The 22,398-nt window shown below is 38.4% G+C and carries 24 protein-coding genes and 2 tRNA genes; 12 read left to right on the forward strand and 14 right to left on the reverse strand.

Annotation, left to right across the window (positions count from 1 at the left end; genetic code table 11):
* From pepN to ACJJVX_RS14040, 12 genes are all read right to left on the reverse strand, one after another.
* Positions 1 to 2,595: an aminopeptidase N gene (gene pepN / locus ACJJVX_RS13985; RefSeq protein WP_405631957.1), complete on the reverse strand. Its 2,595-nt coding sequence runs from the start codon at positions 2,593 to 2,595 to the stop codon at positions 1 to 3.
* A gap of 45 nt (positions 2,596 to 2,640) precedes the next feature.
* Positions 2,641 to 4,104 carry a Na+/H+ antiporter NhaC gene (gene nhaC / locus ACJJVX_RS13990; RefSeq protein WP_170173938.1) on the reverse strand — a complete coding sequence of 488 codons (1,464 nt, stop codon included), beginning with the start codon at positions 4,102 to 4,104 and terminating at the stop codon, positions 2,641 to 2,643.
* Positions 4,105 to 4,286: 182 nt separating this feature from the next.
* The gene (gene prc / locus ACJJVX_RS13995; RefSeq protein WP_054204739.1) at positions 4,287 to 6,320 is read right to left on the reverse strand and encodes a carboxy terminal-processing peptidase; all 2,034 of its coding nucleotides are present in this window, start codon (positions 6,318 to 6,320) and stop codon (positions 4,287 to 4,289) included.
* Positions 6,321 to 6,346: 26 nt separating this feature from the next.
* On the reverse strand, positions 6,347 to 6,997 hold the full coding sequence (gene proQ / locus ACJJVX_RS14000) for an RNA chaperone ProQ (protein ID WP_054204740.1): 651 nt from the start codon (positions 6,995 to 6,997) through the stop codon (positions 6,347 to 6,349).
* A gap of 15 nt (positions 6,998 to 7,012) precedes the next feature.
* Entirely contained in the window at positions 7,013 to 7,291 is a 279-nt protein-coding gene (locus ACJJVX_RS14005) for a hypothetical protein (RefSeq protein ID WP_054204741.1), read from the reverse strand.
* The gene (locus ACJJVX_RS14010) at positions 7,288 to 7,749 is read right to left on the reverse strand and encodes a GAF domain-containing protein (RefSeq protein ID WP_054204742.1); all 462 of its coding nucleotides are present in this window, start codon (positions 7,747 to 7,749) and stop codon (positions 7,288 to 7,290) included. The genes ACJJVX_RS14005 and ACJJVX_RS14010 overlap by 4 nt, the downstream gene beginning before the upstream one ends.
* 125 nt (positions 7,750 to 7,874) lie before the next feature.
* Positions 7,875 to 8,270 (reverse strand): hypothetical protein, encoded by a 396-nt coding sequence (locus ACJJVX_RS14015; protein WP_054204743.1) that lies wholly within the window; start codon positions 8,268 to 8,270, stop codon positions 7,875 to 7,877.
* Between the two features lie 236 nt (positions 8,271 to 8,506).
* Positions 8,507 to 8,758: a hypothetical protein gene (locus ACJJVX_RS14020; RefSeq protein WP_231659007.1), complete on the reverse strand. Its 252-nt coding sequence runs from the start codon at positions 8,756 to 8,758 to the stop codon at positions 8,507 to 8,509.
* Positions 8,748 to 9,578 (reverse strand): CPBP family intramembrane glutamic endopeptidase, encoded by an 831-nt coding sequence (locus ACJJVX_RS14025; RefSeq protein WP_405631963.1) that lies wholly within the window; start codon positions 9,576 to 9,578, stop codon positions 8,748 to 8,750. Before ACJJVX_RS14025 ends, ACJJVX_RS14020 begins: the two co-directional genes overlap by 11 nt.
* Before the next feature lie 81 nt (positions 9,579 to 9,659).
* Entirely contained in the window at positions 9,660 to 10,565 is a 906-nt protein-coding gene (locus ACJJVX_RS14030) for a LytTR family DNA-binding domain-containing protein (protein WP_054453078.1), read from the reverse strand.
* A gap of 167 nt (positions 10,566 to 10,732) precedes the next feature.
* Positions 10,733 to 10,823, reverse strand: a tRNA-Ser gene (locus tag ACJJVX_RS14035).
* Positions 10,824 to 10,875: 52 nt separating this feature from the next.
* A tRNA-Ser gene (locus tag ACJJVX_RS14040) sits at positions 10,876 to 10,966 on the reverse strand.
* Between the two features lie 252 nt (positions 10,967 to 11,218).
* On the opposite strand from ACJJVX_RS14040, the gene ACJJVX_RS14045 reads away from it, so the two are divergent.
* From ACJJVX_RS14045 to ACJJVX_RS14070, 6 genes are read left to right on the forward strand one after another with little or no spacing between them, the layout of a single operon-like run.
* Complete coding sequence (locus tag ACJJVX_RS14045) at positions 11,219 to 11,884, forward strand: Bax inhibitor-1/YccA family protein (protein WP_405631965.1); 666 nt, start codon at positions 11,219 to 11,221, stop codon at positions 11,882 to 11,884.
* Between the two features lie 55 nt (positions 11,885 to 11,939).
* Positions 11,940 to 12,293: a sulfurtransferase complex subunit TusD gene (tusD, locus tag ACJJVX_RS14050; RefSeq protein WP_054204748.1), complete on the forward strand. Its 354-nt coding sequence runs from the start codon at positions 11,940 to 11,942 to the stop codon at positions 12,291 to 12,293.
* Positions 12,290 to 12,646 (forward strand): sulfurtransferase complex subunit TusC, encoded by a 357-nt coding sequence (gene tusC / locus ACJJVX_RS14055; RefSeq protein ID WP_054204749.1) that lies wholly within the window; start codon positions 12,290 to 12,292, stop codon positions 12,644 to 12,646. The genes tusD and tusC overlap by 4 nt, the downstream gene beginning before the upstream one ends.
* Complete coding sequence (locus ACJJVX_RS14060) at positions 12,643 to 12,909, forward strand: DsrH/TusB family sulfur relay protein (RefSeq protein ID WP_054204750.1); 267 nt, start codon at positions 12,643 to 12,645, stop codon at positions 12,907 to 12,909. Before tusC ends, ACJJVX_RS14060 begins: the two co-directional genes overlap by 4 nt.
* A gap of 3 nt (positions 12,910 to 12,912) precedes the next feature.
* Complete coding sequence (locus ACJJVX_RS14065; protein WP_054204751.1) at positions 12,913 to 13,242, forward strand: TusE/DsrC/DsvC family sulfur relay protein; 330 nt, start codon at positions 12,913 to 12,915, stop codon at positions 13,240 to 13,242.
* A 2-nt stretch (positions 13,243 to 13,244) separates the two neighbouring features.
* A complete protein-coding gene (locus ACJJVX_RS14070) occupies positions 13,245 to 13,907 on the forward strand; it encodes a pseudouridine synthase (RefSeq protein WP_054204752.1) in 663 nt (220 codons plus the stop codon).
* Between the two features lie 42 nt (positions 13,908 to 13,949).
* Here ACJJVX_RS14070 and ACJJVX_RS14075 read toward each other — a convergent pair whose 3' ends face one another.
* Positions 13,950 to 15,218, reverse strand: coding sequence for a sensor domain-containing diguanylate cyclase (locus tag ACJJVX_RS14075; RefSeq protein ID WP_054204753.1), 1,269 nt, complete (start codon positions 15,216 to 15,218; stop codon positions 13,950 to 13,952).
* A gap of 554 nt (positions 15,219 to 15,772) precedes the next feature.
* On the opposite strand from ACJJVX_RS14075, the gene mnmA reads away from it, so the two are divergent.
* From mnmA to ACJJVX_RS14100, 5 genes are all read left to right on the forward strand, one after another.
* Positions 15,773 to 16,873: a tRNA 2-thiouridine(34) synthase MnmA gene (gene mnmA, locus ACJJVX_RS14080; protein ID WP_054204754.1), complete on the forward strand. Its 1,101-nt coding sequence runs from the start codon at positions 15,773 to 15,775 to the stop codon at positions 16,871 to 16,873.
* Positions 16,873 to 17,475: a high frequency lysogenization protein HflD gene (gene hflD / locus ACJJVX_RS14085; RefSeq protein ID WP_054204755.1), complete on the forward strand. Its 603-nt coding sequence runs from the start codon at positions 16,873 to 16,875 to the stop codon at positions 17,473 to 17,475. The genes mnmA and hflD overlap by 1 nt, the downstream gene beginning before the upstream one ends.
* Positions 17,476 to 17,507: 32 nt before the next feature.
* The gene (gene purB, locus ACJJVX_RS14090) at positions 17,508 to 18,878 is read left to right on the forward strand and encodes an adenylosuccinate lyase (protein ID WP_054204756.1); all 1,371 of its coding nucleotides are present in this window, start codon (positions 17,508 to 17,510) and stop codon (positions 18,876 to 18,878) included.
* A gap of 131 nt (positions 18,879 to 19,009) precedes the next feature.
* On the forward strand, positions 19,010 to 20,155 hold the full coding sequence (locus ACJJVX_RS14095) for a cupin domain-containing protein (RefSeq protein ID WP_054204757.1): 1,146 nt from the start codon (positions 19,010 to 19,012) through the stop codon (positions 20,153 to 20,155).
* A 12-nt stretch (positions 20,156 to 20,167) separates the two neighbouring features.
* Positions 20,168 to 20,626 (forward strand): GNAT family N-acetyltransferase, encoded by a 459-nt coding sequence (locus ACJJVX_RS14100; protein WP_054204758.1) that lies wholly within the window; start codon positions 20,168 to 20,170, stop codon positions 20,624 to 20,626.
* A gap of 71 nt (positions 20,627 to 20,697) precedes the next feature.
* Here the strand turns inward: ACJJVX_RS14100 and ACJJVX_RS14105 are convergent, their stop codons facing one another.
* The gene (locus tag ACJJVX_RS14105; protein WP_405631972.1) at positions 20,698 to 21,138 is read right to left on the reverse strand and encodes a DUF4826 family protein; all 441 of its coding nucleotides are present in this window, start codon (positions 21,136 to 21,138) and stop codon (positions 20,698 to 20,700) included.
* Between the two features lie 262 nt (positions 21,139 to 21,400).
* On the opposite strand from ACJJVX_RS14105, the gene ACJJVX_RS14110 reads away from it, so the two are divergent.
* On the forward strand, positions 21,401 to 22,360 hold the full coding sequence (locus ACJJVX_RS14110) for a HEAT repeat domain-containing protein (RefSeq protein ID WP_054453082.1): 960 nt from the start codon (positions 21,401 to 21,403) through the stop codon (positions 22,358 to 22,360).
* The last annotated feature ends 38 nt before the right edge of the window (positions 22,361 to 22,398 follow it).

Below are 22,398 nucleotides of genomic sequence, written 5' to 3' on the forward strand. Positions count from 1 at the left end.
TTATTGCAGTGCTTTATCTACTTTTTCAAATAAATCATCACTTAAATCATCAAGTAAAGCCAAACGTTGTAACTGTGCTTTCATTGCACTTGAACGCTGTTCATCATAACGACGCCAAGACATAAATGGCGTCAACATACGAGAGGCATTTTGCGGATTAATAGCATTGAGTTTAACCAATAAATCGCCTAGTAATTGATAACCTAAACCATCTTTTCTATGAAATTGTGCGGTATTGAAGTGACTAAAGCTACCAACTAATGCCCGCACACGATTCGGATTTGAAAAATCAAAACATGGGTGTTCATAAAGGTTTTTTATTTTATCAATCGCATCATCGCCACATTGCATTGCTTGCAAAGCAAACCACTTATCCATCACTAGCACATCATGGCGCCAATGGCTGTCAAATTGCTCTAGTAACTCTACTGATAATGGATTATCTGCTTTTACAACAGCGCTTAGAGCTGCTAATACATTTGTCATGTTCGATGAAGCCGCTGCGTTATTAAGCAGATTTGCGATGGCTGGATCAGTAATTTTAGCCAAGTAATGCAAGCATATACTTTTTAATGCGCGTGTCGCAACAGCTGAAGCACTCACGGTACCGTCGTCTATTAAGCTTGCATAACAATCAAGAAACTCATTACATAGATGCTCTGCTATTTGTCGTTCAAATTGCTCTGTGATACTGATAATTGTATCTACAGGGATCACATCAAACTCTGCCGCTAGGGTATCAAAGCTAGGGAGCTTAAGTAATTCAGCAGTCAATGCAAGATCACCATCACGCTTGCCTAATAGGTTCTGTAATGCCGTTATAATAGGTACACTGAGCGTGTTATCTGCTGGGTTTGAAATAGCTTCTTTAACGGCCGATATAAACAGTTGCTGCTGCGCATCCCAACGCGAAAAATCACTGCGTGCGAACTGCATAATATGCAGTAGTTCTGTTTCTGTATTGTACTTTTCAACAATACAAGGTGCTGAAAAATCTTCCAGCAAGACTGCAACTGGCTTTGCAGTTAAACCATCAAAACTAAAGCATTGCTGTTTGCTTGTGACATTTAATACATGGCTGACTGGTTTCCCTTGGAAACCTAAAGTAATTGACTCCCCCTGCGGATCAAGTAATTCTATTGCAAATGGAATATGCAGTTCTGTATTATTGGGTTGATTTAGAGGTGCGAGTTGTTCAATATTTAATGTAAAAACACCTAGTTCTTCATTATAATCTTGCTTAACAACCAAACGCGGTGTGCCTGCTTGGCTATACCAGCGCTTAAACTGTTTTAAATCAATATTTGAAGCATCGCTCATCGCTGCAACAAAGTCATCACAGGTCACCGCTTGTCCATCGTGGCGCTCAAAATAAAGAGTCATCCCTTGTTGGAATTTTTCTTCTCCCAGTAATGTATGCATCATACGGATCACTTCAGCTCCTTTATCGTATACCGTTACCGTGTAGAAATTATTCATTTCAATCACTTGTTCTGGACGAATTGGGTGAGCCATAGGGCCTGCATCTTCACTAAACTGGTGTGTACGCATTACTTTCACAGCATCAATACGATTAAGTGCACGAGAACCTAAGTCACTGCTAAATTCTTGATCACGAAATACTGTTAAGCCTTCTTTTAAAGACAATTGAAACCAATCACGACAGGTCACGCGATTCCCTGTCCAGTTATGAAAATATTCGTGGCCAACAATTGACTCTATCGTGTGATAATCTTTATCCGTGGCGGTTTCTTGGTTTGCTAAAACGCATTTAGAATTAAAGATGTTTAAGCCTTTATTCTCCATTGCCCCCATATTGAAAAAATCAACGGCAACAATCATATAAATATCTAAATCATATTCAAGATTAAAACGCTCTTCATCCCACTGCATTGATTTTTTAAGTGATGTCATTGCATGTGGCGTTTTTGGTAAATTACCCTTATCAACAAATAATGCTAAATCAATACTGCGACCGCTATGCGTTACAAAGGTATCTTCTAAAACATCAAAATCACCTGCAACGAGTGCAAATAAATAGCTTGGTTTTTTAAATGGGTCTTGCCATTTAGCAAAGTGGCGACCATTATCTAGTTTACCTTCATCTAATTTATTACCATTAGATAATAAATGAGTGAACTGAGTGTCTGCAATAATCGTCACATCAAAACTAGCAAGTACATCAGGGCGATCAAGGTAGTAAGTTATTTTTCTAAAACCTTGTGCTTCACATTGCGTACAATAGGCACCACCTGAAAGATATAAACCTTCTAAAGATGTGTTTGTCTGCGGCGATATCTCGTTCACTATACCTAAACGGCATTGCGACGGTAAGTTGCTAATGATTAGCTGCTCATCCGCTTCGCGAAAATCAGTATAAGCGTGCCCATCAACAGTTACTGAAAGTAGTGTTAGGTCTATACCATCTAAAACTAAATCGTCGTTTTCTGCTGTTAATCTTTTAAGGGTCAGCAGTGAGCTAACTTGAGTTTTTAAAGGCGCTAGATCAAACGTTAAATCTATATGTTCAACGCTAAAAACAGGGGCTTGGTAATCTTTAAGATAGTGTGCTTGTGGTTTTTTTGACGCGGTCATAATGAACCTCCAAAAAGGCTCCTCTTTATCAGAGGAGCATAGAATTTATGCCTGTTGTTTTGGTTTAATACGTAATATTTTGATGCCTAAATAGGCATACACAACAGCTAAAAATGGATTAATAAGATTAAAGAATGCATAAAGCGCATAATCAAACGGATTGATCAATAACACACTTTGCATATATGCCCCACAGGTATTCCAAGGAATAAGCGGGCTTGTAATTGTTCCACCATCTTCTAATGTACGAGATAAATTAACAGGCTTTAATCCACGTTTTTCGTACTCTTCTTTAAACATACGTCCTGGTACAACAATAGCAATATACTGATCTGCAGCAATAACATTTGTACCGATACACGTCGCAATCGTTGCTGTAATAAGTGAGCCTGTGCTTTTTGCTATTTTTAGAATACTTTTAACAAATATATCAAGTAGTCCTGTTTTTTCCATGATGGCACCAAACATGAGCGCAGTCATAATTAACCAAGTAGTTGTTAGCATGCCTGACATCCCCCCGCCACTTAGTAATGAATCCATCTTTTCATCGCCGGTTAAAATACTAAAACCATCAAAAAAAGTAGTCCAAACTAATTTGAAGTAACCTACTAACTGACCTTGTGAGCCATCAATTTGGTTTGCGATTAAGTCAGATTGAAAAATCATCGCCCATACAGCACCAATTACAGCACCAATAGAGATAGCAGGAAATGCAGGCATTTTCCTAATTGCTAAAACGAGTAAAACAATCAAAGGCACAAGCATTTCTAAGCCAATATTAAAATTTTGTTCAAGTATTCGCGTTATTTCATCAATACGCCCTGCTTCACTTGAGGCTGTTGCATTAAAGCCCATAAAAATAAAAATAACTAACGCAATTATAAAGCTAGGGACTGTGGTCCATAACATATGGTGAATATGTTCAAATAAATCAGCACCAACAACCGCTGGGGCTAAATTGGTCGTTTCTGAAAGCGGACTTAATTTATCACCAAAATAAGCACCAGAAATAACAGCGCCTGCTGTAACTGTTTGTTCAAGCCCTAAACCAGTAGCAACACCTAATAATGCAACACCTATGGTCGCAGCTGTTGTCCACGAGCTACCAATGCTCATCGCAACAATGCCACAAATCAAGCAACTCGCAGCATAAAACCAACTCGGGTTGATTACTTGCAAACCATAATAGATTAACGTTGGAACAGTGCCTGACAACAACCACGTACCGATTAACGCACCTACCATTAATAAAATTAAAATAGCGCCGAGGGAGAGTGTGATCCCTTCAATCATCGCCTGCTCTAGTTTTTTCCACGTGTAGCCATTTTTAAGGCCTATAAGTGCAGCTGTAAAAGTAGCAAATAGCAGAGCAATTTGATTAGGGCCTGATGACGAGCTATCGCCAAATAAATACACTGCAGCACCTAATAAACATATCAATACTGAAATTGGGATTAAGGCATCAAAAAAGCTAGCCTGAGCAATAGGTTTTTCTTCTTGTGACTTCAAAATAGAGACTCCTACACGTATTTAAGTACGTGTTTAATTATTATTTTTAGCGCGGACAGATTATCTAGCGAAACTAGGACGCTTAGGTTTATCAGCGTTTAATCATCAATTATAGCAATATCAGACGCTTTAGGTAGCAAAAAAGGCGCTAAAGCGCCTTTTTTATTAGTTAATAAAACCATTTACTTTTTAGCTAAGCGGCCAAATTTAATATAATCTTGTGTAATTAATGCTGCTTCTTCCAAGAAAGGGTCTAAATCGTCTAAAACGTCTGGTATATCATCTAAGTTCTCAACAGGTTTTACACCTAGGCGAACAAGACGTTCATTAGTACGTGCTAATGCCCGCGCTTCACCTTCATCTTTTTCTTTAATACGCTTTGCTTCAACAAGCGAAATTGTTTTACGATCTTTCTCTTCTTTGTAGCGTGTAATATCTTGGTAAACGTAGTTAAATTCAGGTTCCGTTTTTATACGATCAGCATGAGCCTTACTTAAGTAAGTTATCGCCGGTTGCAAATTATCAACCGAATTATATCTCGCTCTAATGATGCTATCCCACGGGAGTGCATTATCTTCTTGGCTCTCCCCCCACTCAGCAGGATCTATAGCTGATGGAAATGATATATCAGGAATGACACCTTTATGCTGTGTACTTCCACCATTTATGCGATAAAACTTAGCAATTGTATACTGCACACTACCAAGTGGATTTTCATATAAATCATAGGCTCTGCCTAAGCCTTTATGCTGTTGTACAGTCCCTTTGCCAAACGTTTGTTCACCGATGACCACTGCACGACCATAATCTTGCATTGCGGCAGCAAAAATCTCAGAGGCAGAAGCACTATAGCGATCAACCAATACCGTTAACGGGCCATTATAAAACGTAACACCGTCACGATCTTTTTGTTCTTCTATTCTATTATTTAATGTATGGATCTGGACTACAGGGCCTTGATCAAAAAACAAACCAGATAATTGTGTGGCCTCATACAAAGAACCACCGCCATTTTGGCGTAAGTCAATAATTATGCCATCAACTTTTGCTTCTTTTAATTTAGCGAGCTCAACTTTTACGTCTTTAGAGAGGTTATTATAAAATCCCGGGATTTCAATAACGCCTATTTTACTTGTTAAGTCTGAGTATTTTGCTTCGAATACCTCTGATTTAGCCGCTCGGTCTTCCAAACGAATTTTGTCTCGGATGATTTCAACCACTTTAGGCGTGCCATGTGCGTCCGCGCCTTTTAAGTACTGTAGTCTTACTTTTGTCCCTTTTGGACCTTTTATCAAATCAACTACGTCATCTAAACGCCAGCCAATTATATCAACAAATTCTTCGCCATCTTGGGCAACACCAATTACACGGTCATCAGCTTTAATTTGTTCAGATTTATCTGCAGGCCCACCTGGGACTAAACTGCGAATAACGGTATAGTCTTCGTCATAACTCAGCACCGCACCTATGCCCTCAAGTTCAAGGTCCATATCCATCTTAAACTGTTCGGCTCTGCGTGGAGATAAATAAGATGTATGCGCTTCTATGCTGCGTGCAAACGAGTTCATAACAATCTGAAATGCATCTTCACTGTTAGTTTGAACTAATCGTTTTTGTGCATTGTGGTAACGTTTTGTCAATACCTCTTTAATTCCGGTCCAATCTTTACCCGTCATTTTTAAACGTAGAGCGTCATACTTCACACGTTCACGCCAAAGCTCATCAAGCTCAGCTTGAGTTTTGGCCCACTCGCTTTCTTCACGGTCAAAGAAATATTCATCTTCTTTATCGAAGGTCATTTCTTTTTCAAGCAAACTTAACGAGTAGTCATAACGCTCAAAACGACGCTTCATACTTAAGTTAAAAATATCAAACGTGAAATCGAGTTTACCTGTTGGCAATGCGCTATCAAATTGGTTGCGGTATTGCTCAAAAGATGCAATATCCGCAGCCAAAAAGACGCTTTTATTAAAATCAAGGGATTCAATATAACGATCAAACACTTTGCTAGAAAGTGCGTCATCAAACCGAATTGGCTTGTAATGTGCACGAGTAAATAAGTTTGTCACCCGTTTGCTAGCCGTACTATGCTGACTTTCCTGCTTAAGTATCGGTAAGTCTTTGACTGATAAAACATCCGCTATATCAGCTGAGGCAAATAATGAACCCGAATATAGGGCCGCGACTAACGGAATGAGCGTAAACTTCTGACTCATACACAACTCCTTAATTTATATACAGCTTAAATAATGTACAGGCTGTCTGCTTTGGTTTTAACTTGCATACCTGTTACCAACTCAACATGAACGTCTTCTTTGTTCACTTCAGTGATAATTGCATTAACAAGGGCTTGGCCAAGTTTAACTTTAACTTTGTTATTAACCTTGACCTCACTCGCTGGCAAAGGTTCAATTTTACCAGAACGTTTAGCCGGCGCAGCTTTCGCTGGGGTACTATTAACCTTAGCGTTTTTATCACCTGTTTTGGCGAATTGACCCGGTTTCTTTTTGTAAGATTTTGTGTCTGAATCATTTCGAGGGCGTTGTGACTTCTTACGTTTAGCCATTTTCGCTCGACTTTCTTCAAGCGATTTTTGCGCATGATCGATATGTTCTTGTTCAACTTTTTCACCTTGATTACCATCAAGGTCAATGCGGAACTCAGACTTAGTAACGGCTTCTAAATAGCGCCAGTTTGAAGTGTACTTTCTAAGTGCTTGACGCACCTGAGTTTTACTAACCTTCTCTGACCCTTCAATACGCTCAGCAATATCTTTAAAGATACCGACTTTAAGCGGTTTGATACCGTCCTTTTGTTTAAAACATTGTGGGAATTCTTGATATAAAAATTCCAACACTTCATTAATATCTTTTAGCTTGTTTGTGGTTTCCATTTTAGAACCTATTTTTCACATCTTTTCATCAAGGGACGAATCGACGTAGTGTGTTACCCAGTCGACCAGCTCTTCAAAGTCGGCTTCAATTACAGCCATATCACCTCGAAGGTGTTCCCAAATACCATTAATTATTTCATCGATTAATTCACTATCGGTCTCATCAGGAAGTCGTTCCCATGCAATGTGAATTAAATCATTTAGCGTTTCAGCTACATGCTCTTCATCCCCTTCCCAATCACCAACATCGGCAATGGCAAACAGATAATCCTGTACATTTACTAAGTCTTTCATGCAATCGTTGCCTCAAAACACGCAACTAATGCTTCTAAGCCTTGTTTATCATCAGCATCAAACCGGGCAATACTTGGACTGTCGATATCTAATACAGCAAATAATTCACCATTTTTATGGATCGGTATTACTATTTCAGAATTAGACGCTGCATCGCAGGCTATATGGCCTGAAAATGCATGTACATCTTCAACAAGTTGTGTTTGTGCAGTTGCAGCGGCAGTTCCACACACACCTTTCCCAACGGGAATACGGATACATGCAGGGTTACCTTGAAACGGGCCAAGTACCAACTCCGACGGAGAATCCATTAGATAAAAGCCCGCCCAATTCACATCATTTAATGAAGTAAATAACAACGCGCTAATATTTGCCATATTGGCAATAACATTAGACTCTCCAGCAATTAGTGATTCAGTTTGTTTAACTAATGACTGGTAAAATTCTTGCTTTTGCATACCAAACTACTTCTTATCAAACATACAGTAGTTAAAGGTACTCTTTGTGGCCAATAATTGAAACCTTTTCAGGGCAAAAAAAAGTAATTTGCCCTAATTTTCAGCACGCTTGGTTAATATTTCTGCTATTGCGTGGATTGTTGTTTTGCAGCGCCTTGTCGTAGCCCGTATAAAAATAAACCTGCCGCCAATGCTGACATTGCTGTATTAACTAAGAACACCATGCCACCGGTGGCACTGAGTAAGAAGCTAAAAATTGCCCCCCCCAACAAACCTAATGTCAAAACACCCGAGTAGTTAACTTTGGCATACTTAAACATCAGTAAATATCCCGGAACAACAAATGCAGCCATCGTTAAACCAACGATATGAGCATTGGCTATCGCGCTCATTAATAACTGAATAAATGTGGTGATAGGATCCGCGTTTAATGTTAAGCCATAATAAACGCCTAAAATGCTACCAATAATCACAGGCGATAGTAGTGATAAGCCAACACTTTTTGCAAGTTGATGTTTCATAAAACGTCCTTAAAGTCAGACCTTGATAAATACTAAGGATGCATCATGTTGTACCACTTCGAAATAGAGACAATGGTCGTAATTTGTGATGATAACAATAATAGAGGAAAGTTTCCGCGCACAACTCATCCCCCCCTTGTCTACATCTGTGTAGGGAGGGGAATGAACTAATCGCCCTAGGCAGTTCCCCTTCAGGCAGAGCATTTTAAATCTCGAAAGATAACTGGCCTGAAAAGTTATAGCTGCTCGATCTCTCTTGATAAATCAACATTACTATTTGTTACTATTTTTTCAAGTACAATGATTCTTTCAATTAGAACCGCTAATTTATTTTGCATTGTTAAGACAGCTTCTGCTCTATTTGCTTGCTGTAATAAAACCAACTCTTTTTGAACTGTTGTTTTATAAGCAAAATAATGCTTAATAATTACTAGCAAGATTAGAGGGGAACTAAAGACCATAGTAACTAAAAATAATTCAAGCATCATTAAGTCCATAAGTGGGCGTTTTAATAGACAAAGACGAACTATTTGGTTGGTTTTTAAATAATGAAGAAAGTGTTACTTCTCGCTTTTTACCACCTTTAATAAGTACGTTGATGTATACGATACTCAAAATAATGGCGGTCGCTTTAAATAAATTACCTTTTAAATCACCGGCTGCCCCACCAGACATACTAAATATGCCGTAAGCCGCATTCATCAAAATATGCATCCATAGCGGGAACCAAATACGATAACCGCATTCGCAATATAGCCACGCAAACCATGTGCCTGCAATTGTTGTAATAGTAACAGCCATAAGAGCTGAAATAACATCATGCCCTTGATAAATATGGCCCAAACCAAAGATTATGGAACTAATGAGTGCTGCTGGGATAAATCCCCAACGACAAAAACGAAATAATATACCGAACAATGCAGCCCTAAAAATTACTTCTTCAAAAAAGCCAGCATATATTGAACCTGTAACAACCCCTGATATAGAAATATTTAGCTCACTACTTAAAAAAGCATAGCCTATTACCATAGGTGTACAGCAAGCCAGTGCTGCTAATAAATAGCGTTGAGAGTCTTTTATATTTAGACCTAATAATTCATACCAGTGAATCGGCTTAAATAACACTGTTGCTATCAGTAAGAATGGTCCATAGATAAACAAGTATTTAGCTGGAAATAATAAAAGATCTGTGTGTTGATCTAGCTCTGATAAAATAGGTATCCAACTTTTACCCCAAAAATATTTCATCCCGTAATGACAGAATATAAACGTAATTACTAGTAACAGTGCTTTTATTTGATTCTTCATATGACCTTCTTAAGTGAAATTTTAAATTCAACTCAAGCATGTCAATCACTCATTATAAAGTCGATAAATTAGGGCTGTAGTTCATTCTCTGGTACTAATTGCAATGTTTTGGGGACGTTTACATGCTTTAGGGGCCAACAACAAGGCTTGTTTAATTGCATCAACATAAGTTCTCGAAACTGGTACTGCGATATCAGATGACAGCATAGTTAGTTGTAAGCCACCCGCATTACCTTTACTGGCCATCACTAACTCTAAATTCACGGCATAAGAACGATGACAACGATATATAAATATATTTTCAGGGAGTTGCTTTAATAAACCAGTTAACGTGACGCGCAGCAATGTATGGCAAACACCCTCGTTTTCTTTAATAGCAAGTTCACAATAATTATCAGCCGACTTAATAAATATTATATCCGCGGGTGCAACAGTCAGCCGATCACTTTTATTGTCACCAATAAGTGTAATTAAGCGAGGGGGTGTAACGTCACTTCCTTCTAACACATTACAAACGCTCTGATTGCTAGAAGCCTTCTCAGTAGTATCTGTAGTTAATACGGTCTGTTTTGCATGGCGATTCACCAACAGCATAAAACTAATTGGCAGCAAGCCAATCGCTAACGTATAGCCAATAAAAAGTAATTGATTTTGCCAATGCCAACGTCCCAAGACTGCGACAACAAAGTATCCATGATTAAACACAGCCGTAATTAGAACGTATACAGCGGGGATCATAATCAATAGCAGTGTGCTGTTGAGAGTGAGCCGAGTTAACGATATCTCAATAGCGCCTGCCAGTAAGAGAGCGCAAAATGTCACTAAACCATAGCCAGATAAACGAAGTAACTTGTAAGGCGTCGTATCATTAGTTGTGCCAAAAGGCTGAAACACAAATAGAACAAATAAGGTTACCAAGGAAAATAGCATTGCTCTATAAACAAGTAACTTTCTTGAAGCTAAGTCATCTTGAAGCCACAACATCATATTTTATATACCTTTAGCAATAACCAATAATAAGAAAATATCATAATTCCACAAGAAACTAACAGCCTAACTTCAATTTATTGAAGCCAATTATCTTAACTTTTCGGCCCAACCAACAAATTTTAGACACAAAAAAGCCCGCTTATTTAGCGGGCTTTTTTGTTATATGGTGGAGAGATAGGGATTTGAACCCTAGAGGGGCTATAAACCCCTGCCGGTTTTCAAGACCGGTGCATTCGGCCACTCTGCCATCTCTCCAAACTCTTTATAAATTACAAGTAAAAGTGTACTCGTAATTATTTTAATTAGGTGGTGGAGAGATAGGGATTTGAACCCTAGAGGGGCTATAAACCCCTGCCGGTTTTCAAGACCGGTGCATTCGACCACTCTGCCATCTCTCCGCACGGCCTGAATAATAGAGAAGCCCATCGCCTTTGTGAAGCTTTTTTTTCAAAAAAACGTTTAAGTGCCTAAAAAACAATTGATTTGTGCATAAATAAATCAAGGCAGAACAAAAACCGTGCAAACAGGAACTTTTATATTATTTAATTGGTCTATTGAACTACAAAGGTTTGCCCAAATATAGAAGACTTGGTAATCTAACTTTAGTTAATTATCGTATCTATACTGGTTTCACACAAAGGAGCTCTACAATGGCATTTAATCACTCGTACAATACCGCTAAACCGGTTATGTCGACCATTGAAACAAACACAGTGCTTAAAAACACTTACTTTCTACTGGCAATGACATTAGCATTTAGTGCTGTGACGGCTGGTATTTCAATGGCATTACAACTTCCCTACTTTATGGGAATCGTTTTTACACTTATTTCATTTGGTTTATTATTTGTTGTAAACAAAAAAGCTGACAGTGCATCTGGTGTTGCATGGGTGTTTGCTTTTACAGGCTTGATGGGCGCAGGCCTCGGTCCTTTATTGAACCATTACGCAGCCATGCCAAATGGCCCTATGCTAATTATGCAAGCGTTAGGTTCAACTGCCCTGATATTTTTTGGTTTATCTGCGTATGCACTTAACACTAAAAAAGATTTTTCGTTTATGGGCGGTTTTTTAACAGTAGGCCTAATCGTGGTTATCGTTGCGAGCATTGTTAACATCTTCATCGGAAGTTCTTTGATGTTTATGGTAGTAAATGCTGCAGTTGTGCTAATCATGTCAGGTTTTATTTTGTTTGATACCAGCCGTATCATCAATGGTGGTGAAACAAATTATATCCGCGCAACAGTCTCTCTTTACTTAAGCGTATATAACTTATTTACATCGCTACTTGCGCTACTTGGCGTAAATAATGACTAATTAAATAGTTCTGTTAAAATAGCCCCTCTTTAGGGGCTTTTTTATTGGATTAGTTTTGGCACGATTTGTACTTTCTATTCACTGCGCACCATCAGATCATGATACAACACAACGTTTGGTTAAATTTGCTCATGCATGCTTAGCACAAGGTCATACAATAGACGCTATTTTTTTGTACCAGCAAGGTGTATTCCATGCCAGTCAACATTTAAACCTTGCATCAGATGAGTTAGCTATTAGTGCCCTTTGGCAAACACTGTATGAAAAGAAAATAAACTTAATGTTATGTGTCACTGCGGCCGAAAAACGGGGTCTTGATATTACAAAAAAAGGTATATTTTCAATCGCTGGGTTAGCCGAGTTTGCAATGCTCGCAAGTGATGCTGACAAATGGGTGCAATTTAAATGATCAATGTACTTGTACTAAGCCAGCATAGTCCTTTTGATGATATGCATATTCGCGATGCCCTTGATATGACCTTAATTTTTGCAGCTATAGAGCAAAATATTAGTTGGCTGTTTACAGGCCCCGCTGTACTTGCATTGAAAAAAGGTCAACACACTGATCCCCTCGGGCTCAAAAATTATTTTAAAAGCATAAAAACACTCGAAATTTACGATGTTGAAAACATTTACGTATGTGAAAAATCATTGGTCGATTTTAACCTTGCTAAAAGTGACTTACTCATTAACGTCAACGTATTAGACTTTGCAGCGCAAAGTAAATTAATAGCCACTCAACACCAGGTCGTCAATTTATGAGTACATTGCATATATTTTCAAAACCAATCAGTTACTATGCCACAGAGCGTTTAGCTAATTTAATACAAGAGCATGACAGCGTATTGCTCGTTGGTGACGCATGCTATTCAACATATTTATACCGCCAGTTTTCATCTGATTTATTATTTTTAGCCGAAGATGCTCTTGCCCGTGGTTTAACAATAAATGAATCTGATAATGCCCTTAATTATGCAGATTTTGTTGCTCTTACCTTATCAACTTCACAATCAATTACGTGGTGATCCATGCTCGAATTTAATAAACAACTTATTGAAACAGATAAACAGGGCTATTTGCTCAACCACGAACAGTGGAGCACAGAGCTTGCCCCAACGCTTGCAGAACAAGAAAATATTGAGTTGACACCGCAACATTGGGAAGTAATAAATTTTGTCCGTGATTTTTATCTTGAATACAATACGAGTCCAGCGATCAGAATGCTGGTAAAAGCAATGGCTAAAGCGCTCGGAGAAGACAAAGGAAATAGTATTTACTTATACACATTATTCCCAAAAGGACCTGCCAAACAAGCGACAAAAATAGCTGGGTTGCCTAAACCTGCAAGGTGCATATAATTATGAGTCAAAACAATAAACCACAAACAAGCCGACGCAGCAGTGGACGTAGCTATAGCCGCAGTACCCTTATCTCTAAAAAAGGTAGTAGTGCCACAAAGCGTGAAATCAAACCAGCAATTGATCCAAGCGAGCGTAAAGTTGTTTTATTTAATAAACCTTTTGATGTACTTTGCCAATTTACAGATGACGATAATAGACAAACCTTAGCAAGCTTTATTCCTATTAAAGATGTTTACGCTGCAGGGAGACTCGATAGAGACAGCGAAGGCTTATTACTACTAACAAATTGTGGAAAGCTACAAAACACACTTACGGCCCCAAATAAAAAAACCAGTAAGACTTATTGGGTGCAAGTCGAAGGCCAACCAAGTAATGACGCGATACGCGCACTGTGCCAAGGTGTCGAACTAAAAGATGGGATGACACTCCCTGCTAAAATTGAGAAAATAGATACCCCAGATTTATGGCCAAGAACCCCAGCCGTAAGAGAGCGTAAAAACATCCCAACCAGCTGGCTTAGTATCACCTTAACCGAAGGTAGAAATCGTCAGGTTCGTCGTATGACTGCACACATTGGCCACCCAACTCTGCGTTTGATTCGTTACCGTATTGGTGATTACTGCCTCGATAACATTGGAACGGGTGATTACAAATTACTGTAAAACTAGCAAGTCAAGCGAGCTTACTTCAGCTCATTTTTAACACTATTGATTTACTACAATACAATCTCGACCATGTTCTTTTGCTTTGTACAATGCTTTATCCGCACCATCTAAAAGTTGAATATGGTCACATTGATTATACCGTGTATTAATACCTAAACTTAATGTCACTTTATTTGTAAAACAATGATCATATATTATTGTTAGTTCAGAGATAGCATGTTGGATTTTTTGAGCTACGTTACATGCCCCAGCAGCACTTGTTTGTGGCAAAAGAACTACAAATTCCTCTCCACCAAAACGCGCAACAAAGTCTTCAGGACGACTAACCGCAGTAGATATACATTGGGCTACTTTAAGTAAACATTCATCACCAATTAGGTGCCCATAACTATCATTAAATTGTTTAAAATTATCAATATCAATTAAAATTAATGACAAAGGACTGTTTGTTTTAATACTTAAATTGAATTCTTGAATTAATTTTTCATCGAAGCGACGTCTATTCGCTATTTGTGTCAATGAATCTAAAAATGCCATGTCTCTTAAAATATCTTCAGCTTCCATGCGTTGTGTTGCATCTTTAAAAATAGCTAAAAACTCATTATCAATATAAATACCCGAAATTTCCATCGTAATCAAGCGACCATCTTTACACGTAACCTGATAATGTTGTGGCTCTATATCTGTTTTATGCTCAACTGCATACTCAACTGCAGTGTTCCATGTTTGTAAAACCCACGATCGGTAAGCTGGATCTGGGTAGGCCTTTAACCACCAAGTATCCATATTTGGTATGTCTTTAATTGTATATCCAAATACGTCCACAAACCTTTGATTTAACCTAATAATATCACCCGTGACAGTGCTGACATTACACAAGGGTATTGGCACTTGGGTAAATAAATTAGCATAATGACTTAACTCATGCTGACGCATAGGTTGGGTATTCCCTTGCGTTAAATGTGTGATATTTTGTACCGTTACAGGGCTATTTGTAATAACCTTTGCTTGCATTGAGTAAACAAAAGACCATTCTAACCACCAGTTTGCAAGTGCCGCACTCAAAGCTTTATTTCGTGTTTGTTGGGCAGTGAATTTATTGTCTAATGAAATAAAAAATACAGGTAGCTCTTCAAGTAAAGAGCCGTCTTGAGTTGATTGATTATATAATGCTTCAAATAGTGTAAACGCCTCAGTTCTGAGATCGCTATTCGTATTTTTGACCATGTGATCAATTTCATCGTTTGCAAAGACTGCAAAACGGTCTATCAATGAGATTAATGAATGAGTATATAAGACATAATCCATATGTATTGCCCAATACTTTATCGTTCGTTACGAACAAATAAAACTAAAATGACACGTGAATGATTTTAAAAAAACACATTCAGCGTGAAGAAATAAATAACGATTTTGAGTTAATCACTCAATTATTGCATTTTACAGTATAAAATACGTTACCCTGATATTATCACTAAGGTCTAGTATTTTATTAAAATAGTATCTAATTAAAATAATACATCCGAATTACTTTATTCTAATAACAACTTTAGACTCAGTAAAGTAATCCAGCCTAATTATTTACTATTAACTTGTAAAGTACATTACAAACCACCTTCCTTTATATAACTCTTTCTGTAACAAGTTAAATATGGGTACTGCGCGATTGTCAGAGCACCCCCTATTCCTCAGTAATCGCTAGACAAAACTCATTTTTTGGGTGGCTTGGCTGTCTATTTACATGCTATAATCGCGGCCTTTCATAGTCTGTGTGGTTAATCAGAGCCTCTATTCTTTATCTCTGTAATGCACATATGCGCTAGTAGTTTAAATGACAGCAACCTGTATAAGCGAAATTACCCATGAGCGAAAATAGTCACATTAAAGTCATCGTTGGCATGTCCGGCGGTGTTGATTCTTCTGTATCAGCTTATTTATTAAAACAACAAGGCTATAAAGTTGAAGGCCTGTTTATGAAGAACTGGGAAGAAGACGATAATGATGAATATTGCGCCGCCGCAGACGATTTAAAAGACGCACAAGCGGTCTGTGATAAATTGGGCATTGAATTGCACACCGTTAATTTTGCTGCAGAGTATTGGGATAACGTATTTGAGTATTTCCTTGCTGAGTATAAAGCAGGCCGTACACCGAATCCTGATATCATGTGTAATAAAGAAATCAAATTCAAAGCCTTTTTAGAATTTGCAGCAACCGCTCTCGGTGCTGACTTTATTGCAACAGGTCATTATGTCCGTCGTGAATTACGCGATGATAAATATGTAATGTGTCGTGGCCTCGATGATAACAAAGATCAAAGCTATTTCTTATACACATTAAGTCATGAGCATATTGCGCAAACGCTTTTCCCTGTGGGTGATATTGCCAAACCAGAAGTGCGCCGTATTGCTGAAGAACAAGATTTAATTACCCACGATAAAAAAGACAGCACCGGTATTTGCTTTATTGGCGAACGTAAGTTTAAAGATTTCTTACAAAAATTTTTACCTGCACAACCAGGTGTTATCGAAGACACTGACGGTAACAATGTAGGTGAACACGAAGGCTTGATGTATCACACATTAGGACAACGCAAAGGTTTGCTCATTGGCGGAATGAAAGAAGGCTCAGGCGAACCATGGTATGTGGTTGATAAAGATCTAGAGCGTAATGTACTCATTGTTGGCCAAGGTAAAGACCACCCTCGTCTATACAGCAATGGTTTAAATGCCAACCAGCTACATTGGGTTGATCGTATTGGGCCAAAAGGCACGACTCGTTGTACAGTAAAAACTCGCTACCGCCAAGAAGACTTAAGCTGTACGCTATTAGTTGGTGATGATGGCCTAGCTCGCGTATTATTTGATGAGCCACAAAAAGCGGTAACGCCAGGTCAATCAGCCGTATTTTATGCCAACGAGATTTGTTTAGGCGGCGGTATTATAGACTCGGTGATAAAATAATGAATGAACACCAAGTCATGGCATTAGCAGCCATGTGCCAAGTTGCTAAACAAGTTCAAAAAATAGCGCAGTTCGGTAGTAGCAACGATTATGAATTAGAAAAGCTATTTACAAGTATTGTGCAAACGTCGCCTGATTCACCCAGTGATGTATACCAAGGCACTGAAAATTTAAGAGATGGCTATAAAAGTTTACTTGACCAGCTCAGTGCGGGTGAAAAAAAAGATGTTGAAATCGTCAAATACGTTGGCGGTTTAATGCAATTAGAGCGTGCTTTAAGCGCAAAACCAAGTAGCTTAGCAGAGCTTGGGAAAAGCATAGATGATATCAAGCGCCGTCTTGATCATTTTTCAGTGACTGATGACACTGTTGTTGCTGCCCTTGCAGATATTTATTCAAAGGTGCTTAGCCCCCTAGGGCACCGAATACAGGTTTATGGCAAACCTGACTTACTAAAACAGCAATTAATACAACACAAAATACGTGCCTTATTATTAGCAGGTATTCGCAGTGCTGTATTATGGCGACAAATGGGCGGAAAACGCCGTCATTTTTTCTTTTCGAAAAAAAGCATTATCGCCATTGCTAAAAACCATATTTAATTATCGTTCAAAACTAAAATTTAGGAGTTATTATGGAGCTTTCAGCGTTAACAGCTATCTCTCCGGTGGATGGTCGCTACGGCAGCAAAACCACTGAACTACGCAGTATTTTCAGCGAATTTGGCTTGATCAAGTACCGTGTAACAGTAGAAGTTCGTTGGTTACAAGCCCTTGCTGCAGCAAGCGAAATCAAAGAAGTACCGGCATTTAGCGACGAAGCAAATGCTTTACTTAACGCGATTGTTGATAACTTCAGTGAAGCAGACGCACAGCGTGTAAAAGACATCGAAAGTACCACAAACCACGATGTTAAAGCAGTTGAATACTTATTAAAAGAAAAAGTAGCTGACAACGCAGAGCTACATGCCATTAATGAATTTATTCATTTTGCATGTACATCAGAAGACATCAATAACCTATCTCATGGTTTAATGCTAACTGAAGCGCGTAACGAAGTATTACTTCCTTATTGCGATAAGTTACTTAACGCAATTAAAGAAAAAGCGATTGAGTATAAAGCTGTACCAATGATGACTCGTACTCACGGTCAACCAGCGACACCTTCAACTATGGGTAAAGAGTTTGCAAACGTTTATATGCGCTTAAAGCGTCAACGTGATCAAATTGCACAAGTTGAAATGCTAGGTAAAATCAATGGCGCAGTAGGTAACTACAACGCTCACCTAAGTGCTTACCCTGATTACGATTGGCACAATCACGCAGAGCAATTTGTAACGAGCCTTGGTTTAACATTCAACCCGTTTACTACGCAAATTGAACCGCATGACTACATTGCTGAGCTGTTTGATGCTATTGCACGCTTTAACACAATTTTATTAGACTTCGATCGTGATGCATGGGGCTACATTGCCCTTAACCACTTCAAGCAAAAAACCATTGCCGGTGAAATTGGTTCATCAACCATGCCGCATAAAGTTAACCCAATTGATTTTGAAAACTCAGAAGGTAACTTAGGTTTAGCTAATGCTATTTTCTCACACCTTGCACAAAAGCTACCTGTTTCTCGCTGGCAGCGTGATCTTACTGACTCTACAGTACTACGTAATTTAGGCGTAGGTATGGGTTATGCACTAATTGCATACCAATCAACGCTTAAAGGTGTCAGCAAGTTAGAAGTAAACGAACAACGTTTACTTGACGAATTAGACCAAAACTGGGAATTGCTAGCAGAACCAATTCAAACAGTAATGCGTAAGTACGGCATTGAAAAACCATATGAAAAGCTAAAAGATTTAACCCGTGGTAAACGTGTAAATCAAGAAATCATGGCTGATTTTATCGATGGTTTAGACTTACCAGATGAAGCTAAAGTAGAAATGAAAAAGCTAACGCCAGCTAACTACATTGGCCGTGCTGTCGAGTTTATCGACAACCTAGTTTAAGCTTTCTGCAACAGCTAATTTTAATGTACCCAACCTCTCGATGCAGAATTCGCATCTTGAGGTGGTTTGGGTATAGACTACTAAGCGAAAGGCCCTAGCCTTTCGCTTTTTTCATTTTTAACGGGCGCAGCATGTATCAACTAACTATAAATGGCTTAACTGAGCAACAATTTCTAACTCAATATTGGCAAAAAAAACCGCTCTTGATCAAACAAGGTTTTGCAGACTTTGTTGATCCACTTGATGCCAACGAACTTGCTGGCCTTGCTATGGAAGAGAGTATTGAATCGCGGATAATCACAAATCATAATAATGATTGGCAAGCACACCACGGTCCATTTGAAGATTTTGAATTACTTACAGAGCAAAACTCGACCCTATTAGTACAAGCCGTTGACCACTGGCACCCAACAGCTTCACAACTACTCGAACCGTTTCGATTTATTCCAAATTGGCGAATAGATGATTTGATGATCAGTTTTTCAACGCCTAATGGTGGTGTAGGCCCACATTTAGATCAGTACGACGTATTTATTATTCAAGGTGAAGGCAAGCGTCACTGGCGAGTGGGTATGCCAGATAGTAACCTAAAACAATTTGCACAAAATAAAAGTTTATTACAAGTTGAACAATTTCCTGCGATTATTGATTGTATTCTCGAGCCCGGCGACATTTTATACATTCCACCAGGGTGCCCACATGAGGGTTACGCAGTAGAAAATGCCCTAAACTATTCAATCGGTTTTCGCGCACCAAATCAGCGTGATTTATTATCAAACTTTGCCGATCATATTATTGATAAAGAAGCTGGAAATAGTCGTTATCAAGACCCCGCAATAAAACTGCGCGATTCTAAAGGTGAGATCCAAGCAACAGAAGCCGATAACATTAAGTTATTAATGCAAGCAATGCTTGATGATGACGATTTATTTACTTCTTGGCTAGGTACAACACTGAGTCAACCTAAGCACGAGATGGATTTAATGCCACCAGAAGATTTATTTAATAGCGAACAAGTAACTGCACTATTAGAAGATAATGAACTGTTTTTTGAACGCTTAGGCGGCACCCGCGCGTTATATCAAGTTTTTGATAATGAAATACTTCTCAGCGTCAACGGTGAAAATTACTCGCTTCCATTAAATGATTTAACAGCAGTTAAACTACTCACTGATCACACCATGGTGACAGCAGTGCAACTGAATAGTTCAAAAAATAGTTTAGTTTTTATACAAACCTTTACTACACTATTAAATGAGGGTATTTGGTTTTGTTAGGAGTAGGTTTCTATGAGCTATCATATCAACAAGGTAGAATGGGATAAAGGCAAGGACTTATTACAACATATAAGAGAACGGGTATTTGTATGTGAATTACATATACCCAAACACATCGAGTTTGATAGTCTCGACCGGTCTGCTTATCACATACTTGTTACAGATGATGCGCAAACCCCCGTCGCAACAGGGCGATTATGCAAAGACGGCTTAATTGGCCGTATAGCCGTGTTACCAGAGCATCGTAATCGTTCAGTATATAAATCTTTACTTACCTATATTGTCAATCTCGCACAGCAGCAAGGCTGCGAACGAGTAAGCATTAATTGTATTTTAAATGAAGTAGAACGTTTTAAACGTAATGGCTTTGAACAACAAGGCCATGTTTTTATGGAAGCAGGAATACCTAGGCAGCGAATGCAGTGCCCTATAAATCTATTTGATACTAAGCCATTTACTTTAGTACATTAATACGAGTTATTTTATTGCTACTAGCTTAAAATAACTCGTATGCTTCTAGGGAATATTGGGTTTATATTTTACTATTTTGGCTCGTTAACCCACAGCTCTTCTTTTTCGTACATTTCATAGAGTCCATGCGCACGGTTTACTAACAAATTAGCAAAGTCGACGGACGTTTTATCATTTCCTGCTGTTTCTAAAAGCTGGTCCGCTTTTAACTGCCATTGAAACGAAAAATATCTTAAAGCGTCGCGTGCATTTTCTGCAGCCGACGCCAACGCATGATCTGTTGGTAAGCGACCCGTGATCACCCAATAATTTTTACCATCTTGAGCCTTAAATTTCCACAATGCACACAATGGCGCAATAAAGCGGCTTTCTTTCTCAAACAAACTTTTTGGCATTACGCCTTTTTCAGCTAAATGCTTTTGTGCATTTTGAAAACACGCTCGCTGCCACTGAATATTCTCTTGCTGTGCTTGTTCTTCTGGCGTTAAGTCTTTTACTTGTTTTTGTTCCATAACATTTAATTCTCTTTTACAACTTGATGACACTTTAATTCTATATAATTATCGGCGCAAGTAGAAACGATCAATTTCCTTTGCTATTTAGTGTCAAATTAATATCGTATCGCGCTATTAATTCGAATTCTTACTAAAAATTTTAGTGAATACTGTTCCAGCCTCATTTCTATTCGCTAAATCACAGATTGCATTTTATTCCGTTTAAATTAATAATACTGCTCCCCAAGCGGGAACATCATAACTATAAAATGGAATATGTATGAAAAATCTAATTAAAACAACACTTCTAGCCACTACTTTCGCCGCTATTCAAGGCTGTGCTCCAAGCAGTTATAAAATTACTGCACCTGTAACATCAACCAATCAGTATCAAGTTGATAATGTAACTACACATAACCTTAATTTCTCAGATAAAAGAGACACAAGCACAACACCATTTAATCACGGTGTGCTAAAAGCTGATTTAATCCTCGACAACCAACCTCTTGCTCCCGTTGAGTTTTTACAAAAAAATGTGCTTCTTGAGCTACAGGCCCGTGGGTTACCTGCAAGTGTATTAGATACAAGCGACACTGAAATCCGTATCAATAAATTAAATATGCGCAATCATAGAACCAATGCGTATACGCCTTTTATTACTTTTACTATGCTCAGTGCAGATATTATTACACCTGAAAATACCCAGCGTGTTGCTGTGTATGTAAAACGCGGTAAAGTGCCAGTGTGGAGCTTTGACGAGATTATTGAGCCTACTTTAAATCAGCCTATGGATGTTTTAGTCAAGGAGCTATCGGCTAAAATTAACCGAGCACTATACAAGCAACAACTATCGAATGCTGATGTACAAACTCTTATTAGTAAAATTAAAGCTAACTTAGATAAAGATATTACTTACCTTGATGTTTATCAATTAGGCTTCTCAAATAACCCAACCGCTATTGATTATCTTGTTGAACTAACTAAACATGATGGTGAATATATACGTTTAGCTGCTATCTCATCACTAGGTAACATGCAATCAGTTGCACATTTTCAATTACTAAAAGACCTCTATGAAAACAGTAAAACTTGGTCTGACCGTGCTATGGCATTAAAAGCAATTGGCGATTTAAATACAGATCAAAGTCGCTCTTTTTTAGCTGAAGCTCAAGCTGGTCTTAATAAGAAAAATAGCAAAGAGACTCTTTGGACAACTGAATTAATTAATTTATACCTATAAGAATATAGGTTATACGAGTAAACAATGTGTTTACTCGT

The organism is Pseudoalteromonas sp. Ld20, assembly GCF_045064175.1.
GTDB lineage: Bacteria > Pseudomonadota > Gammaproteobacteria > Enterobacterales > Alteromonadaceae > Pseudoalteromonas > Pseudoalteromonas neustonica.